The sequence below is a fragment of the Fictibacillus sp. EA-CB0309 genome, from assembly GCF_055814265.1.
On sequence record NZ_CP169271.1, the window covers coordinates 1,858,041 to 1,875,905 of the forward strand.

Below are 17,865 nucleotides of genomic sequence, written 5' to 3' on the forward strand. Positions count from 1 at the left end.
GACTGTGCTATTGGAGTGGTTTGAAGTATTACATTACCGAATTGACTCTGTTTAAAATTTATTGAGTCTAATAGCAATTTATTGAGTCTTTAAACTAATTATTGATTTTAAATTAAATTAACTGAGTCTTACTGCATACCCCTTCTAAAAAAGTCTCCGTTTTAAAAGCCGGTTTAAGGGTAAATTACTAAATAAGGAAAAAAAGGAAATGCAGCAGAAGGAGAGAGATAACTTGCCTAGAATAGCAGCAGTAGAAACGATAAATCCCCCGCACAAGCTTTCCCAAAATGAAACGATGGAATTTGCAAGAAACTTATTTCAGGATGCATTCTCAGATATTGAGCGGTTGTTGAAGGTATTTCAAAATGGTGAGATCGAGTCTCGTTACTTTGCGATGCCTATTGATTGGTTTAAGAAAAAAGAAGTTTTCAAGAGAAAAATGATTTATACATAGATTTTGCCACAAATTTAGGAGCAGAGTGTATAGAAAAGTGCATGTCAAATCAGAACATCAACATATCATATGAAAATATTGACGCTATATTTTTCATATCGAGTTCTGGACTTTCTACTCCAAGCATCGAAGCAAGGATTATGAATATACTCCTTTTTCATCCCATACAAAGAGGATACCAATTTGGGGTTTAGGGTGTGCTGGTGGAGCAGCAGGTTTTTCAAGAGCCTATGATTATTGCAAAGCTTATCCGAAGTCCAATGTACTCGTATTAAGTGTTGAGCTATGCTCATTAACATTTCAGCACGAAGATTTATCAAAGAGCAACTTAGTTGGGACATCTTTGTTCGCTGATGGTGTTGCATGTGCCTTGATTTGTGGTGATGAAGCCGAAACGGGCATGTCATCAGAAGTAAAACCATATATAAAAGATACGATGTCTACGTTAAAGCCGCATTCTGAAGACGTAATGGGGTGGGAAGTCAAGGATACGGGACTGTATGTTGTGTTTTCAAGAGATATTCCAAATGTGATCCGAACATGGCTAAAACCCAATGTTGACGAGTTTTTGGAGAGAAATAAACTGGTTGGTGAACAAATTAAACATTTTATCGCTCATCCTGGCGGAAAGAAAGTACTTGAAGCTTATGTTGAAGCTCTCGGACTGCCTTTATCAAAGACAGATATCTCAAGGGACGTATTAATGACAAATGGAAATATGTCGTCGGCAACGGTATTCTATGTATTAAAAAAGTTCATGGAAACGGAAAAGGAAGATGGAGATCTAGGAGTGATGGCGGCTCTAGGTCCTGGTTTTTCCTCTGAAATTCTATTAGTGGAATGGAGGAAGTAAATCGTGTGGTTTCTTCTTTTTTGGAGTTTTCTCGTGATACAAAGGCTTGCTGAAGTTAGAATTGCAAAATCAAATGAACAGAAACTTCGAACTAAAGGTGCTATTGAAGCAGGTAAAGACCATTATAAGTGGATGGTTTTAATGCATGTATCCTTTTTTGTAGTCTTCTTTTTTGAAGTGTATGTCCTAAACGCAAAACCGCCTAATTGGTGGCTGATTCCTTTTGTACTGTTTCTTATTGCTCAAGTTATTCGGGTTTGGGCAATTTCCTCATTAGGCGTGTACTGGAATACAAAAATATTGCTGCTTCCCGGAGCAAAAGTGGTAGCGAAAGGTCCGTACCGATTCATGAGACATCCGAATTATACCGTTGTCTCTCTAGAGCTATTAGTCATTCCTCTTATTTTTGGTGCCTATTACACAGCGATCTTGTTTACAATATTAAATATTTTAATGTTAAGAGTACGAATACCAGCAGAAGAAAAAGCACTGATGGAACTGACAGACTACGAAAAAAGCCACGGTGAAAAACAGCGTTTCTTCCCTAGTCAATAATAACGGAAGTAAATCCCATTCATAACCTGTCCTTGTTTGCATAAACTTTTACAAAACACCTAAAGGGCGGGATTATAAATGAAACAAACTATAAAACCATTACTCCTCGTTATTATCTGTACGCTTATCCTTGCTGTATTCCCGCAAGAAGCCAAAGCTGAACCTGGTGTATCAGCAAAAGCTGCTGTGTTGATGGAACAATCATCAGGAAGAGTGTTGTATGGGCGAAATGAACACCGGCCGATGAGAATAGCGAGTATTACAAAAATCATGACTGCAATCATCGCGATAGAATCAGGAAAGATGCACGACACGGTTACGATTACAGAACATGCAGCCCGAACAGAAGGTTCTTCACTCTATCTAAAGCCAGGTGAAAAGATCCCTCTTGAAGACTTAGTTTATGGGTTGATGCTTCGGTCTGGAAACGACTCCGCGGTTGCGATTGCTGAACATGTCGGCGGAAGTTTAGAAGGCTTTTCATATATGATGAACCAAAAAGCGGAAGAAATCGGAATGAAGCATACACGTTTCAGGAATCCACATGGACTGGATACTCATGAGGATCATTATTCAACCGCTTATGATATGGCTCTTCTGACAAAGTATGCAATGAACAATGATACATTTAAAGATGTTTCTTCCACGAAAGTTTACCGGTCAGAACAAACCGGTGAAAAATGGGACAGAGTATGGAGAAACAAAAACAAGATGTTGAAGCTGTACATCAACTCCACTGGTGGAAAAACAGGATATACAAAGCGTGCCAAGAGGACTTTAGTTTCAACAGCTGAAAAAGACGGCATGGAACTGATTGCTGTAACACTTAACGATCCAGACGATTGGGAAGACCACAGGAATTTGTTTGAGTGGGGTTTCCATTCATTTACTATGACAGAACTTATTAAAGAAGGTAAAATCTCTAGCATTAAAGATAAAGGTTATAAAGGCAAAGTTGAAGCTGCCAGAACATTTTCTTATCCATTGTTAAAAGAAGAGATTAAACAGATCTCTTCTTCCATCCATTTATATAAGCTACCGAAATCAGGGAAATGGGAAGAAGAGAAGGTACCTAAGCCTGTTGGCCGATATTTCATAGATTTAAAGGACACGAGAATTGCTGATCTCCCGCTTTATTATGATGGCAAAGCCCTTATAAAACCTGATCAAGATGGCTTATGGACATCATTTAAGAACATGCTGAACAAGCTTTTCTTTGTTGCCAAGGAGCAAGACCGCCTATGGTGAATTACATTTGGGTTGGAATGATGGTGGTAGGTTTTATTGTTGCTGGGATTAACGGAACAATGGATAAAGTGAACGAAGCCATTTTCACGAGTGCCAAAGAAGCTGTTACGCTAAGTTTTGGGATGATCAGTATTCTTGTATTTTGGCTAGGTATTATGAAAATTGCTGAAAAAGGCGGTTTGTTGGAAGTGCTGGCTATTCTTTTTCGTCCTATTGTAAAAAGGCTTTTTCCCGATATACCAAAAGATCATCCAGCCCAAGGCTATATTCTATCTAATATGGCTGCCAATTTGCTTGGACTCGGGAACGCAGCAACACCGATGGGCATAAAGGCGATGGAACAGTTAAAGATCTTAAACGGTGGAAAAAACGAAGCTAGCCGTTCTATGATTACGCTGCTTGCGATTAATACATCAAGCATTACACTCATACCAACAACAATTATCGCAATACGGATGAGCTACAACTCACAGTCTCCAACTGATATTGTAGCTCCAACATTAATTGCAACTGCGATCTCAACGGTTGGTGCTATTTTAATAGATAGATATTATTATTACCGCTCCTTGCCAAAAGGAGGGAAATAATGTCCTTCGTACAATCGTTTTCGATATGGTTTATTCCACTTTTAATCGGTTTTATATTATTGTATGGCACCTATAAAAAAGTTCCAACTTATGAAACGTTTGTTGAAGGCGGTAAAGAGGGTTTTTCAATCGCCATCAACATCATTCCTTTCTTAGTTGGCATGCTAGTAGCCATTTCAGTATTCAGAGCATCCGGAGCGCTGGATTATGTCATGATGGCGATGCGTCCCCTATTTTCATTGTTTCATATTCCGGCAGAAGTAGTCCCGCTTGGGCTTATGAGAACGATCTCTGGAACGGGAGCACTTGGTATGACATCAGACCTTATAGCTACACATGGACCTGATTCATTTATCGGGAGGCTCGCTTCAACCATCCAAGGAAGCACAGATACAACCTTTTATGTGCTGACAGTTTATTTTGGAGCAGTTGGAATCAAAAAGATGAAGTATGCGCTTAAAGTAGGGTTGTTAGCAGATTTAATCGGTTTTCTGGCTTCAATCGCTGTTATCTCTCTCTTGTTTTATGCATAAATCGACAAAAAAGAGCCCTTGTGGCTCTTTTTTACGTTTACCGAGGTTGAGAATTACGAATAATGAAGGTATGATGAGACATGAGGTGAAATCATGGAACGATTGCAAAAAGTGATTGCCCAAAGCGGAATAACTTCCAGAAGAAAAGCTGAGGAGTTAATTCGTGAAGGCAAAGTGAAAGTGAACGGAAATGTAGTGACCGAACTCGGCACAAAAGTAGGTACAAAAGATAAGATTGAAGTGAATGAAATTCAAATTCAACGGGAACAGCCCGTTTATTTTTTGATGTATAAACCTTCTGGTGTGATTACAGCCGTTTCTGACGATAAAGGACGAAAAGTAGTGGCTGATTATTTTAGGGACATCATCGAACAGCGTGTATTCCCTGTTGGAAGATTGGATTATGATACAACAGGTGCGATCATTATGACGAATGACGGAGAATTTGCAAACGTACTAATGCATCCGCGTTATCAGCTTGATAAAGTGTACATTGCAAAAGTAAAAGGTATACCGCCAAGAGAAAAGATCAAGCAGCTAGAGAGAGGCATTCGTTTAGAGGATGGCATGACTGCCCCTGCAAAAGTAAAGGTAAACTCAATCGATAAGAAAAAGGGAACGGCTATCGTGGAACTGATCATACATGAAGGTAAAAACCGTCAAGTTAAGCGTATGCTAGAAGCGATTGGCACTCCCGTTATGAAATTGAAACGAGAAAGATACGGCTTTTTAGATCTTAAAGGGCTTAATCCAGGAGAGTTTAGAGAATTAACACCACATGAAATAAAGCAGCTGAGAAATCTCGCTGTCACACAAACGTCAAAAAAAGCCGTAGATAGGCTTTTTTTCAAGTTATAGTAAAATGGAAGCGGCTTAAAGGAGCGGATGGATGTTGAAAAAAATAGATTATGGTTTCGCTCTGCTTTGCTTGCCATTTTAGTTGTTGCAATCGGTTATACCATTTACAACAGTATGAATGAAGAGTCAGGTACATACATAAGCAAAGGGGATTCGGCTCCTAATTTTGTACTTACCGATCTAAATGGCAAACAGGTAGAACTGGAAGATTACCGTGGAAAAGGTGTTTTCTTAAATTTCTGGGGAACTTGGTGCAAACCTTGTGAACGTGAAATGCCTTATATGCAAAGGCAATATGAAAAATATAAACCACAAGGTGTAGAAATATTAGCGGTCAACGTAAGTGAAACGAATGTTTCCGTTAACAATTTTGCAGAACGATATCGCTTGTCCTTTCCTATTCCGATGGATAAACAGCGTGAAGTAACAAAAGCTTATGGGATTGGTCCGATTCCGACCACCATTCTAATTGATAAGAACGGTAAAGTGGTCGATCGGACGAGTGAGTCATTGTCAGAGAAAAAATTATTTCCTTTATGGAAAAAATAAAGCCGTAACGGGGTGATAAGATGCAATCGATAACATGTGAATGCGGCCACTCCAACCCATACGGAACTAGTCTTTGCCAAGCCTGCGGCAAACCGCTGCAGCAAGACGTTGAGGTTTTATCAAGCATGAGGTATGAAGGAAGCGCCAGACGATCTCAAACGTATAAACAAACGTTTGTTGACCGGGTATGGAACTTCTTTTCGTCTGTAAAAGTAGGGGTTTGGTTAATTGTTATCATTTTAGTAGCAGCAGCAATCGGGACAATCTTTCCACAGGAAACGTTTATCCCTCCCAATGTTGATCCTGCTACCCATTATGAAAGCGAATACGGAACACTAGGTCTGATTTATTATCTGTTAGGGTTTCATAATCTTTATGGTTCTTGGTGGTTTATTCTTTTACTTGGCATGTTAGGACTTTCTATTATCATTGCCAGCCTTGATCGTGGAATTCCACTTTATAAAGCTTTGAAAACCCAAAGAGTCACAAGACATGACCAATTCATGAAGAAGCAGCGTTTGTTTTCGAAAAGCCATGATGTTGAACTTGAAGAGATCAAATATACTCTCGAATCTCTTCGCTATAAAGTTCGTGAAGAAAATGGCAACTTATTCGCTGAAAAAGGACGATTTTCACGATGGGGTGCTTATGTAAATCATGTCGGTCTGATTATTTTCTTAACGGGTGCGATGCTTCGATTCTTTCCAGGTATGTATGTGGACGACATCTTATGGGTGAGAGAAGGAGAAAAAGCTTCCATTCCAGGTACAGCCAGTGATGAAGGTCAGTACTACCTTGAGAACAATGAATTTATTCTCGAGATGTATGATAAACAAGAAAAGAAGTTTAATAGTGCACTAAGTTCCGTTGACGGGGAAGTTGCTAAGAACTATCAAAGCAACGTCACGCTTTATAAGACAAAAGAAAATCATACAGCGGGAGCAGACCCTGAACTTGTAAAAGTAAAAGACGGCGAGATTCGAGTAAATGAACCGTTTAAATTCGATTCTTTCGCACTCTATCAAACTGATTTTAAATTGAATGAGTTTTACAAGATGAGCTTTGAACTTGAAGAAAAGTCAACTGGAAATAAGTTCGGCAAGTTAACGGTTGATCTTCATGATCCAGAAACTGAGTATGATTTAGGGAATGGTTATAAAGTTAAAATTGAAGAATACTTTCCTAATTTTATCTTGAACGAACAAAACCAGCCTTCTACAGTCAATAACTTGCCAGATAATCCTGCATTTGTTTTTTCCATGTATTCTCCAAAAACACCTGAAGGGGAAAAAGCGTTTGTAGGTATTCAAAAAAATATAGATTCCGGGGAAAACCAGTTTAAAATGACTTTTGCGGGAATTGAAACAAAGGACTTAACTGCACTTACCGTCAGAAAAGACCATACGCTATGGATTATTGCGCTTGGCGGAATTATTTTTATGATTGGTGTAACGCAAGGTTTGTATTGGAACTATAGAAGAATTTGGATTAAACAGAATCAAGGTGAAGTGTGGGCAGCAGCTCATACGAATAAAAACTGGTATGGCTTGAAAAAGATGTGGAGTTCCTGTCCAATAAGACAAACCTCACACCACTAGAAGAAAAAGAATCTGATTCTAAGTAATGCCGTTCAAGCGGGAGGGTTAATGATGGCTGAAATCAGCAGTACGCTTTTATATAGTGCATTTATTATTTATTTGTTCTCTACTCTATTTTTTGCAATGTCCATTTCTGATAAAAAGAAGAAAGATGCGGCTCATACAAAAAAATGGGGTAAAATCGGTTTTATAAGTTCGTGTATAGGTTTTGCAGCTCAACTAGGCTATTTCATAACAAGATGGATGGCAAGTGGACATGCACCTGTAAGTAACTTGTTTGAGTTCACAACATTTTTTGGCATGATGATGGTGCTTGCGTTTATTATTTTATATGTCATCTATCGTACGAATGGTTTAGGTGTTTTTGCAATGCCTGTCGCAGTTCTTGTTATTGCATATGCGAGTATGTTTCCGAGAGATATTTCTCCGCTTATCCCTGCACTTCAAAGTGACTGGCTGAAAATCCATGTTACGACTGCAGCGTTAGGCGAGGGAATACTTGCCATTTCATTCGTATCAGGTCTCATTTATTTAATTCGTACGGTCGACCAAACTGTAGCGTCTAAGAAAACACTGTGGTTGGAAATAATCCTTTATAGCTTAATCGCTGTCGTTGGATTCATTGTTGTTTCAATCGGATTTAAAGGTGCTGGCTATCAAACGGCATTCGAGATGATGAACGAACAGAATCAGCCTGTTAAGGTAGTCTACGATATGCCTGCCATTGCCGGTCCTAGTAATGGTGAACAGCTAGATAACTCGTTTGGACCTCTGTTTTCAACACCATCTTGGATGAACGGGGTAGATGCATCAGTTAAGCTTAATACGTTTATCTGGTCTCTTTTAGCTGGCGCAGTTCTTTATGGCTTGCTTCGCTTGATCTTAAGAAAAGAATTGCAGCAGCTCTTCAGTCAAAAGTAAATATGAAACCTGATCTTCTTGATGAGATCAGCTATCGGGCGGTAGCAATCGGCTTTCCAATCTTTACGCTAGGAGCACTTATCTTTGCGATGATCTGGGCACAGCAAGCTTGGTCCAGATTCTGGGGATGGGATCCGAAAGAAGTTTGGGCACTGATTACGTTCTTGTTCTATGCGGCTTTCCTTCACTTAAGACTTTCAAGAGGATGGCACGGCGAAAAGTCCGCATGGCTTTGTGTTTTAGGCTTCTGGATTATCACGTTTAACCTGATTGCCGTAAACCTAGTTCTTGTCGGTTTGCATTCGTATGCATAAGAATCAAAATAGAGTCTCTCTTTTATAAGAGGGACTTTTTTGTAGGGATTTAGAATGTTTAGGAAAGGCTCTTTTTTAAAAGATTGTGGCTTCTGTGATAGTTGATTGGAGTGCAAGGTGGGAGACTCCTGCCCCGCAGAAAACGAGCACCTGGAACGGAAATCAACCACTTCCAATAACAACAAAGTTTAACAGCCTTACGAAAAAAGAGATAATAGTTATACAACGTGTCCTGTTTGTTTGAAGCGGTTTGTTTCATGTATGATAGAAGCAGGATATAAAGACGTGTTTATCATGATTAGATGTGGAGGATTGAATATGGATACAGAAGCTAAAATACTAGTTGTTGATGATGAAGAAAGAATTCGCAAACTGTTAACAATGTATCTGGAACGTGAAAACTATGAAGTACATGAAGCTGAAAACGGTGAGGATGCTCTTCAGATGGCGGTATCAATTAACTTTGATCTCATCTTGCTCGACCTCATGCTCCCAGGAATGGATGGCATTGAAGTGTGTGAGAAGTTAAGAGAAAAGAAAGCGACACCAGTCATCATGTTAACAGCAAAAGGTGAAGAGCTTAACCGTATTCAAGGATTTGAAGCAGGTACGGATGATTATATCGCGAAACCTTTCAGCCCTAGAGAAGTAATCTTACGTGTGAAAGCACTGTTAAGAAGATCTTCACCTACGAAGTTCCTTCAAACAGAGACTGTGGCTAAAAATGTTGTCGTATTTAAACACCTAACGATTGATCATGATGCACACCGTGTAACTGCAGGAGGCAAAGAGGTAAATCTAACTCCTAAAGAGTATGAATTGCTTTATTACTTAGCAAAGACTCCTGATAAAGTTTACGCACGTGAACAATTGCTTAAAGATGTATGGAACTATGAGTTCTTTGGTGATCTAAGAACAGTTGATACACATGTAAAAAGACTTCGTGAAAAGCTAAACAAAGTTTCACCTGATGCGGCGTCCATGATTGCGACAGTTTGGGGAGTCGGCTATAAATTTGAGGCGGGTAATGAATGATCTGGAGAAGTGTAGTTGGTAAGCTTTGGATAACGATTATCTTGTTAGTATCTGTTGTACTAACACTTTTAACCATTCTTCTAACCCAGTTCTTTGAGTCGTTTTATGATAACCAAGCAAGTGAACAATTAAGGAAGATGGCAGACCGCCTCGTACTAATCATGGAAAGCGATGAGAATAAAGAAGAAGCCATTCGCATTACAAGTGAAATGGCTGAAGCGTATTCCATGTCTATCATGATTATTGATGAAAATCAGGAATCATTCATGTCGAAAAACTCTTTTGATGATGCACCGTATATTCCTGTTTCTGTGTTCAATGAAAACGATAAACTGTCAACGGTAACAGAGAATGGGAAAAAGATCTATGTAAACGATAATTTCCCTGTTTTCAATCAAAATGATGAGTCCATGCAGACGATGATTATTTATGGTGAACCATATAAAGCCGGAAACACAAAAGGCGGCATATATGTTTATCAGTCGATTGAAAATGTGAATAAGACAACCAATCATACAAAGTATCTGATATTTTTAGCTGCTGGAATAGCCATCATCTTAACAACCATTTTTGCGTTTTTCTTATCTACCCGAATTACGGCCCCGTTAAGAAGAATGAGAGAAGCCGCAACATCTGTAGCTAAAGGTGAATTTGATATGAAAGTACCAATCTTAACGCATGATGAGATTGGTGAACTGGGAATGACATTCAATCGTATGGGACGTCAATTAAAAAACAACATCACTGCGTTGAACCAAGAAAAAGAACAGCTGACAAGTGTTTTAAGTTCAATGGCAGACGGTGTGATTACCTTTGACAGGAAGATGAACATTCTAGTAACGAATCCTCCTGCCGATCGTTTTTTACAAGCGTTTTATTATGAATCAGGTATGAAGACTGAAGTGAACGGAAATGTTCCTGAAGCTGTCAGACAGCTGTTTCAGCAAGTAGTATCACTTGAGAGTGAGCAGATGACAGAGATTGCGATACAGGGGCGGTCATGGGTAGTCGTAATGACACCTTTATATGATCAATCCCTTATCAGAGGTGCCGTTGCCGTTCTTCGTGATATGACAGAAGAACGCCGTATGGATAAGCTAAGAGAAGATTTTGTTGCCAATGTTTCACACGAGTTAAAAACACCGATTGCTATGTTGCAAGGATATAGTGAAGCGATCGTAGATGATATCGCAGAATCAGAAGAAGAGAAAAAAGAACTTGCTGGAATTATATTAGATGAGTCTAAACGAATGGGCAGGCTTGTTAATGAACTGCTCGATCTTGCGAGACTAGAAGCAGGTCACATGAAGCTTCACTACACGACTCTTTCCATTGTACCTTTTGCCGAAAGAATTGTACGTAAGTTCCAAGGACCTGCCAAAGACAGAGATCTTCAATTAGACCTCTCAATCAACGGTAACCTGGACCTCGGTCAAGATCAAATAGATGTAGATCCGGACCGAATTGAACAAGTGTTAACCAATTTAATTGATAATGCGATTCGCCATACGGCACAAGGCGGATTTGTAACTCTGTCGATTGATGTGAACGAACAGAACGTTAAGTTTTTTGTGAAGGACAATGGATCTGGGATAAAAGAAGAAGATTTGCCATTTGTTTTTGAACGTTTCTATAAAGGGGATAAAGCTAGAACAAGAGGTAAGTCCGGTGGTACTGGTCTTGGGCTTGCCATAGCTAGAAACATCGTTGAAGCTCATGGGGGACAGATTAGTGTTCACAGCAAAAATAATGAAGGTACGACATTTTCTTTTGTTATTCCGCGAACGTTGAAATAAATTAGCAATACGTCCCGATTAATCTTGTTTCATAAGGAACAAACAATGATATTTAAAAAAGATTTCACAAATTTCTCCAATACGTTATAATAAGAATTGTGTTTTTAAAAAATTCATAAGTGTTAAACAGGTGCAGTCCAGTATTGGACAGCTTAATAGGGAAAACGGTTAAATGCCGTTGCGGTCCCGCCACTGTAATTGTGAGAATCCTAAACCACCGCCACTGTGAAAATGGGAAGGCGTTAGGAGACGATGATCAAGAGCCAGGAGACCTGCCTGTTTGTTACATGACATGACCTACGAGGATAGGGGTGTTTAACAGTGCCGGAGAGCCGGCTGCTGTTTTCTGCCTGTATACTATTAATCTCCTTCGTAGACGAAGGGGATTTTTTAGTTATACGTAAATTTATTTTTAAAATAAGGTCCTTCTGTTAAGATTGTTGCTTCTTGGTCATGCCAGTCCCTACACTGACAAGTTGATTGGAGTGCAAGATGCGAGACTCCCTGCGGGATGAGTGGGACAGGTAAGACTCCTAATAGCGCAGAGCGCTAGGAGGCTAACCGCACACCCCGCGGAAAGCGAGCATCCTGGAGCGGAAATCAGCTACTTTCAAGAGCAACATTGTTTTTGGGAAAGCCTTAATCAAAGACAAGGAAGAGGTTCATGATGAAAAAACTACTATTAGTACTTGCGACAATGATGATGATGATGATGGTTGGCTGTGGAACGACTGAAACGAAGGAAACCGCAGATCAGCCAAAGCAAGAAGAAACGAAAAAAGAACAGGTAACGGTCCAGATCACAAAAGATAACGGAAAAGAAAAGGTAACTGAAAAGAAAGTGGATTTAACAAAGGATGCAACCATCATGGACGTGATGCAGGATAACTTTAAGATTGAAACGCAATACGACGGTGCTTTTATAAGCAGTATTGAAGGAGTTGCAGGCAACGAACAGGATAAAACATCTTGGTTCTTTTCTGTTAACGGAGAAGAAGCGATGAAAGGTGCAAAGGAAATCACTTTAAAACCTGGCGATATTGTTGAATTTGATTTCCACAAGTATGAATAGGCTGACGGTTAAAAGAATAACGATCATCGCTTTGCTTGCCGCTATTTTGACAATAGGCAGAATAGCGTTTGCAATGATACCAAATGTTCAGCCAAACACAACTATACTCATATTGGCATCGTTTGTACTTGGTCCGATTCAAGGGCTTATACTAGCCATAATAAGCACATTGACGACTAATCTTTTTTAGGGCATGGACTATGGACGTTCGGACAGATGATTGCTTGGGGCCTGATTGCCGTAATGAGCGGGTTTATAGGAAAGTACCGCCACAACATTCCATGGTTGATTTTACCCATATATGCAGGGTTCTGCGGCTTTTTATTTGGTTTCATCATGTCCGTTCTTATGGGCGGAATCATCATGCAGAAATTTTGGCCGTATTATTTAGCCGGTCTGCCATTCGACCTAAATCATGCTATTGGAAACGTCGTATTCTTTATCGTTTTGTATAAACCTCTCTTATACGTAATGGAGACACATATTAATAAAGATGTAAGCCAAAAAGCTGCCTTTGAATAGGGAGCTTTTTTTCTGCAAAAAATGGTTCAAAAAAAGTCATATTTGAATAGGATGATAAAGTTGATTCAACAATTCTTTAGGAGGACAAAATGAGAGACTATTTAAATCGTTTTTTTGCAGTGCTATTTTTAATGATGTGTCTAAGCGTATTATTTATTGGGGTTAAATTAGGAGCATAAACTCTTGATTGAAACAGATATTCATGATACATATGGTAAAACGTTTTTAAAAAGGAGATTAATATGCTAACGGATTACCATTCTCATCTGGAAAAAGGCACTTTAACAATTGACTATCTAAAGCAATTTGTAGACATTGCAAAAGAAAAAGGAATTCAAGAATTTGGAATTTCAGAACACGCTTATCACTTTTATGAAACAAAGAATATTGTATCAAAACCATGGATGGAAGAAAGACGCTATTACAAAATGGATGACTATGTGAACTTGTTTAATCAAGCTAATCGATTAGGTATGGACGTTAAAATGTCTATTGAGATGGATTATACACCGGGAAGCCATGAGGAGATGGCAGCGTTCATTAAATCTTATCCCTTTGATTATGTGATCGGATCTGTTCACTGGGTAGACGATTTTGGGATAGATTTGGCAGAGTACCGGAAAGAATGGGACCGTCGTGATCTCTATGAAACGTATCGTGCTTATTATGATCAGATTGTTACGCTTGCTGAATCAAACCTATTTGATATTGTGGGGCACCTTGATCTTGTGAAGATCTTTAACTATGTTCCTACCGATAAAGAATTCTTATTACAACAATATGACCGTGTTACCGATGCTCTAAGCCGTTCAAAGACATGTGTGGAGATCTCATCTGCTGGACTTCGGAAACCTGTTGGGAGGCTATATCCTGAACCAGAGTTGCTTTCTCTTTGCTATGAGAAAGGAATACCAATCGTACTTTCTTCTGACGCTCATGAACCTCATCAGGTTGGAGAAAACTATGAAGCATCTATTAAGTTAGCCAAAGAGACCGGATACACGAAACTCATGACGTTTAGAGGTGGAGAGAAAAGAAGTGGAGTTGGGGTAAAGAACACTCTTACAAGGTAAACAAAACATACAAAAAAGCTCTGCATGATGTAATGCAGAGCTTTTAATCTTTCTTACTTACAAGTCTAGCGGTTTACAAACGAGCAGGTCTTCAATACTTGCAAGCTCCTTTTGTGTGGATTCCGGCAGCTGGTTATCAAATGTTAAAACCATCATCGCTTCTCCGCCAGCTGATTTTCTTCCAACGTGCATCGTAGCAATGTTAATGTTTCTTTCACCTAAAAACGCTCCAACTTTCCCGATGATCCCTGGAGTGTCACTGTGTTCAATGTACAGAAGAGAACCTTGAGGAACAAAGTCTACCGTATAGCCGTTTAACTGTATAATACGACCACCGAAACCTTTAACTAGTGTAGCAGAAAGGGTAAATGTCTTATTGACACCCGTTACTTTTACATGAATGATGTTTGGATAACCATGGTCTTTAGTTCCATGTTTTTCTCCAACCACAATGCCTTGTTCTTTCGCTGCAACCATACTGTTAACATCGTTAACTGGCCGGTCAAGTCTCGTTTTTAAAAATCCACAAAGAAAACTGCGTGTGAGTGAAGTTGTATCGGTTTCTGATAATGATCCACCGTAACCGATGGAAATCTCTAAAACAGGTTCTTTAAAAAATTGAGTTGTAAACGAACCAAGAAGGTTGGAAAAATCATAATAAGCGATCAGCTTTTCGTAGGTGTCTTTAGATAATGATGGGAAATTCACAGCATGTTTTAATGGCTGGTTTAAGAGATAAGATCTAATTTCATCACTTGCCATGTATGCCACATTCTTCTGTGCTTGGACAGTTGAAGCGGCGATATGCGGGGTAACAATGACATTGGGATGATCGATCAACGAACGGCTTACTGGCGGTTCTTGTTCAAACACATCCAATGCACAGCCAGAAAGGTGCTCGTTTTCTAAATAATGGAGAAGTGCTTCTTCGTCAATGATGCCACCACGTGCACAATTCAGGACAAATGCACCTTTTTTAGCAAGTTTTAAATTGTCATAATTTAATAGTTTACGGGTATCTTTTGTAAGCGGGGTATGAACGGTCATGATGTCACTTTGTTGAATAAGCGTGTCAAGGTCAACAGAAGTAACAGATAGTTCTTTTTGTTTTTCCGCAGAAAAATACGGATCAAAAACAAGCACGTTCATGGAAAAGCTTTTCGCACGTTTTGCAAGTTCTGAACCAATCCGTCCCATACCTATTATACCGAGTGTTTTTTGGTATAGTTCTTGACCAGTATATTTTTTTCGATTCCATTCACCTTGTTTAACTGATTGATTAGCTTGGGGGATATTGCGTACTAAAGACATCATCATTGCCCATGTGTGTTCTGCCGTTGATATGGTATTTCCTTCAGGTGCATTTACGACAAGAACGCCTCTTTTAGTAGCAGCATTAATGTCGATGTTATCGACTCCTACACCAGCGCGTGCGACGATCTGAAGTCCAGACAATTTCTCTAAAACAGCCTCAGTGATTTTCGTTGCACTTCTTACCATGATGCCCTGAATGTTTTCAGGTTGCTCAATATCCTCAAGCTTTCCAAAGATAAGTTCAACGCCTTCAAGCTTTACTAATGGTTCAACTCCATCACTCGTAATTCCATCACATACTAATATGGTTGCTGTCACAGTTCCACCCCTTGATTTTTCTAAATAAGTATTATCAATATTTTGATAATTTAACACATTCTGAAGAAGGGTACAACTATGATTTTTAAGATAGCGGTTTCAAAATCCAGAAAACTAATTGACAATGAGAATCATCCTTAATAAAATAAAGAAAAAACCCTCTAAAAGAGGGTTTGATGGAAACTTGTAACTATTCGTATTTTAATGCATCACCATCAAAAGGATCTTCAGCAACTTTGATGGAGTCGGTAGGACAACCTTCAAAAGCGTCTTGCATGTCTTCTAACAATACATCTGGAATTTCAACGATTCCTTGGTTATCGTCTAGAGTTACGAACGCAATTCCTTCGTCGTCATAATCGTAAATGTCTGGTGCTGCAGCTCCGCATGCTCCACATGCGATACAAGTTTCTTTGTCAACAATCGTATACTTTGGCATAGTGAATACCTCCTAAGGAATTGAAAAAATACCCGCTTACATATTTAACCATTTTAAATTAAGGGTCTACTAATCATATTGTAATAAGTATCCCTCTACTTTTCAATAGAAAATTAGTATCCTCATCATATCTTTTATTCCCATCCTTCCTCAAAATATAACACTTTTACTCTTAAATTTCCTTAAATCTGATAAGATAGATTATATGATATCGTGTGGTGATTTATTATGGATATTTGTCATGTTGTTTTATTAGATACATTGTATAGAGTGAACGGCAGCAGAAAAAGTACAGGTATTTATTATATTCTTACAGGAAAGAAAACCTCTCAGTCTTTGTCTGATAGTCAATGGTTTGGTATTGAGCACTATTATGCCTCATTAAAAGGTATAACGTATGCTGCATACACAGAGACAATAGAGGCTCTTTTGAATGAAAAATGGATTGTTTCAGATGGAGATCAGGAATACGTAATCACCAAAACAGGGGAACAAGTCCTTCTAAATGAAAAAGAAAGACTTTCATTCTTAAATAATTTGAACGGCTTAAAATATGCATCTATCGAGACTGCATGCTGGCAAGTTCTTACTCTATATGTGCAAGCACTCTCAAACTCTCTATATGACAATGTTGACTACTCTCCAATCGTTAGAGACCACCTGGCCGTTCAAAAAGTTAAAAGTTTATTTCCGAGATCTGGAATAGAAAGAAAAGAAAAAGCTGAATCTCTTTACTATGAGATGTCGCGATTGCTCTTGATTCATGACCCTCTATCTGCAGATGTTTTTGTGAAGAAGCTGTCCGGATACAATCGTATCGGGAGTACCTTTGAACAAGCTACGCGAGAAACAGGCATTAGTCAAAGAGAAGCGATTCTTCGTTTCCGATCAGTACTGCACGTGTTTATTCAAAATGCTGCTGTCAAAAAACAGCAATTTCCGGTATTCCATTCCTTGTTTTGTTCCTTAACTGACATTCCAGCACTTACAAAATCTGCGTCGCGTACATACGAAATGCTGAACAAAGGAAAGACACTTCAAGAAATCATGGAAATAAGGAACATAAAGGCTAGTACAATTGAAGACCACCTTGTGGAGTTCGCGCGCGAAATCCCCGACTTCTCCATTCATTCTTTTATTAAAGAAGAAGAGATTCAGAACGTAAAAAAGTTTTACAATAGAACGAAAGAAAATAAACTCCGGCCCATTAAAGATGCATTTCCTCATCTTTCGTATTTGCAAATAAGGCTGGTATTGGCAAAAGAAGGTGGAAAACATGCAACTGGAAGCAGCGCTTAAACAACTATATGGCTTTTCGGAGTTTAGACCTGGACAAAGAGAAATCATTTCGGACCTGCTTAAAGGGCACGATGTGTTAGGCATGCTTCCAACAGGGACAGGGAAAACACTAATTTATCAGATGGCTGCTAATTTATTGAAAGGCAGGGCGCTCGTTGTATCCCCGCTCGTATCTTTGATGCAAGATCAGGTAGATCAGTTTAAACAGGCGGGCTTTAAAAGAACGGTTGCTCTGAACAGTTTCTTAAACCACGGCGAGAAACAAGTAATCTTAAAACAAATGAAAAACTATCAATTTGTGTTTGTCAGTCCTGAAATTATTCAGAACCCTTTTATTCGTTCCATCCTGTTATCGGTAGATTGGTCATTATTTGTAGTCGATGAGGCCCACTGCATCTCACAATGGGGTCATGAATTTCGCCCCTTTTACTTAGACTTGGCAGATATGAAAAAAGAGATGGGAAACCCCTTTGTCTCGCTTTAACTGCCACTGCAACACCAAAGGTCAGAAACGATATTCTGCAGCA

At 39.1% G+C, this 17,865-nt stretch carries 15 protein-coding genes, 3 pseudogenes and 1 riboswitch; of the genes and pseudogenes, 16 read left to right on the forward strand and 2 right to left on the reverse strand.

The features are described from left to right. Nucleotides 1-232 precede the first annotated feature (232 nt). The 14 genes and pseudogenes from ACEWFH_RS10345 to ACEWFH_RS10410 all read left to right on the forward strand — a co-directional run bounded on the left by ACEWFH_RS10345 (nt 233) and on the right by ACEWFH_RS10410 (nt 13,968). Nucleotides 233-1,307, forward strand: a pseudogene (locus tag ACEWFH_RS10345) (type III polyketide synthase). Between the two features lie 3 nt (nt 1,308-1,310). After that, nucleotides 1,311-1,862, forward strand: a complete 552-nt coding sequence (locus tag ACEWFH_RS10350; RefSeq protein WP_473727087.1) for an isoprenylcysteine carboxyl methyltransferase family protein — start codon at nt 1,311-1,313, stop codon at nt 1,860-1,862. A gap of 78 nt (nt 1,863-1,940) precedes the next feature. Then, nucleotides 1,941-3,110, forward strand: a complete 1,170-nt coding sequence (locus ACEWFH_RS10355; protein ID WP_473727088.1) for a D-alanyl-D-alanine carboxypeptidase family protein — start codon at nt 1,941-1,943, stop codon at nt 3,108-3,110. Next, the gene (locus ACEWFH_RS10360; RefSeq protein WP_473727089.1) at nt 3,104-3,697 is read left to right on the forward strand and encodes a nucleoside recognition domain-containing protein; all 594 of its coding nucleotides are present in this window, start codon (nt 3,104-3,106) and stop codon (nt 3,695-3,697) included. Before ACEWFH_RS10355 ends, ACEWFH_RS10360 begins: the two co-directional genes overlap by 7 nt. Continuing rightward, nucleotides 3,697-4,230 carry a spore maturation protein gene (locus ACEWFH_RS10365; RefSeq protein WP_473727090.1) on the forward strand — a complete coding sequence of 178 codons (534 nt, stop codon included), beginning with the start codon at nt 3,697-3,699 and terminating at the stop codon, nt 4,228-4,230. The genes ACEWFH_RS10360 and ACEWFH_RS10365 overlap by 1 nt, the downstream gene beginning before the upstream one ends. Nucleotides 4,231-4,323: 93 nt before the next feature. After that, nucleotides 4,324-5,088: a pseudouridine synthase gene (locus ACEWFH_RS10370; protein ID WP_473727091.1), complete on the forward strand. Its 765-nt coding sequence runs from the start codon at nt 4,324-4,326 to the stop codon at nt 5,086-5,088. A gap of 27 nt (nt 5,089-5,115) precedes the next feature. Then, nucleotides 5,116-5,645, forward strand: a pseudogene (gene resA / locus ACEWFH_RS10375) (thiol-disulfide oxidoreductase ResA). A gap of 12 nt (nt 5,646-5,657) precedes the next feature. After that, nucleotides 5,658-7,235 (forward strand): cytochrome c biogenesis protein ResB, encoded by a 1,578-nt coding sequence (resB, locus tag ACEWFH_RS10380; RefSeq protein WP_473727092.1) that lies wholly within the window; start codon nt 5,658-5,660, stop codon nt 7,233-7,235. Nucleotides 7,236-7,286: 51 nt separating this feature from the next. After that, nucleotides 7,287-8,470: pseudogene (gene ccsB, locus ACEWFH_RS10385) on the forward strand (c-type cytochrome biogenesis protein CcsB). Nucleotides 8,471-8,788: 318 nt separating this feature from the next. After that, nucleotides 8,789-9,505: a response regulator transcription factor gene (locus ACEWFH_RS10390; protein ID WP_066241957.1), complete on the forward strand. Its 717-nt coding sequence runs from the start codon at nt 8,789-8,791 to the stop codon at nt 9,503-9,505. Further along, on the forward strand, nt 9,502-11,301 hold the full coding sequence (locus ACEWFH_RS10395) for an ATP-binding protein (protein WP_473727093.1): 1,800 nt from the start codon (nt 9,502-9,504) through the stop codon (nt 11,299-11,301). Before ACEWFH_RS10390 ends, ACEWFH_RS10395 begins: the two co-directional genes overlap by 4 nt. Nucleotides 11,302-11,412: 111 nt before the next feature. Beyond that, nucleotides 11,413-11,595: riboswitch (cobalamin riboswitch) on the forward strand. A gap of 370 nt (nt 11,596-11,965) precedes the next feature. Continuing rightward, nucleotides 11,966-12,373, forward strand: a complete 408-nt coding sequence (locus ACEWFH_RS10400) for a DUF4430 domain-containing protein (protein WP_473727094.1) — start codon at nt 11,966-11,968, stop codon at nt 12,371-12,373. 216 nt (nt 12,374-12,589) lie between these two features. After that, nucleotides 12,590-12,895 carry a hypothetical protein gene (locus ACEWFH_RS10405; RefSeq protein ID WP_473727095.1) on the forward strand — a complete coding sequence of 102 codons (306 nt, stop codon included), beginning with the start codon at nt 12,590-12,592 and terminating at the stop codon, nt 12,893-12,895. A gap of 242 nt (nt 12,896-13,137) precedes the next feature. Further along, nucleotides 13,138-13,968, forward strand: a complete 831-nt coding sequence (locus tag ACEWFH_RS10410) for a histidinol-phosphatase (RefSeq protein WP_473727096.1) — start codon at nt 13,138-13,140, stop codon at nt 13,966-13,968. Nucleotides 13,969-14,025: 57 nt separating this feature from the next. Here the strand turns inward: ACEWFH_RS10410 and serA are convergent, their stop codons facing one another. Both serA and ACEWFH_RS10420 read right to left on the reverse strand, forming a co-directional pair. Then, a complete protein-coding gene (gene serA / locus ACEWFH_RS10415) occupies nt 14,026-15,600 on the reverse strand; it encodes a phosphoglycerate dehydrogenase (RefSeq protein WP_473727097.1) in 1,575 nt (524 codons plus the stop codon). Between the two features lie 190 nt (nt 15,601-15,790). Next, nucleotides 15,791-16,039, reverse strand: coding sequence for a ferredoxin (locus ACEWFH_RS10420; protein WP_066241951.1), 249 nt, complete (start codon nt 16,037-16,039; stop codon nt 15,791-15,793). A 228-nt stretch (nt 16,040-16,267) separates the two neighbouring features. Between ACEWFH_RS10420 and ACEWFH_RS10425 the strand changes: the two genes are divergently transcribed. Together ACEWFH_RS10425 and ACEWFH_RS10430 are read left to right on the forward strand one after the other, a co-directional pair. Then, complete coding sequence (locus tag ACEWFH_RS10425) at nt 16,268-17,338, forward strand: YpbB family protein (RefSeq protein ID WP_473727098.1); 1,071 nt, start codon at nt 16,268-16,270, stop codon at nt 17,336-17,338. After that, nucleotides 17,316-17,822 (forward strand): DEAD/DEAH box helicase, encoded by a 507-nt coding sequence (locus ACEWFH_RS10430; protein ID WP_473727099.1) that lies wholly within the window; start codon nt 17,316-17,318, stop codon nt 17,820-17,822. The genes ACEWFH_RS10425 and ACEWFH_RS10430 overlap by 23 nt, the downstream gene beginning before the upstream one ends. Nucleotides 17,823-17,865 lie beyond the last annotated feature (43 nt).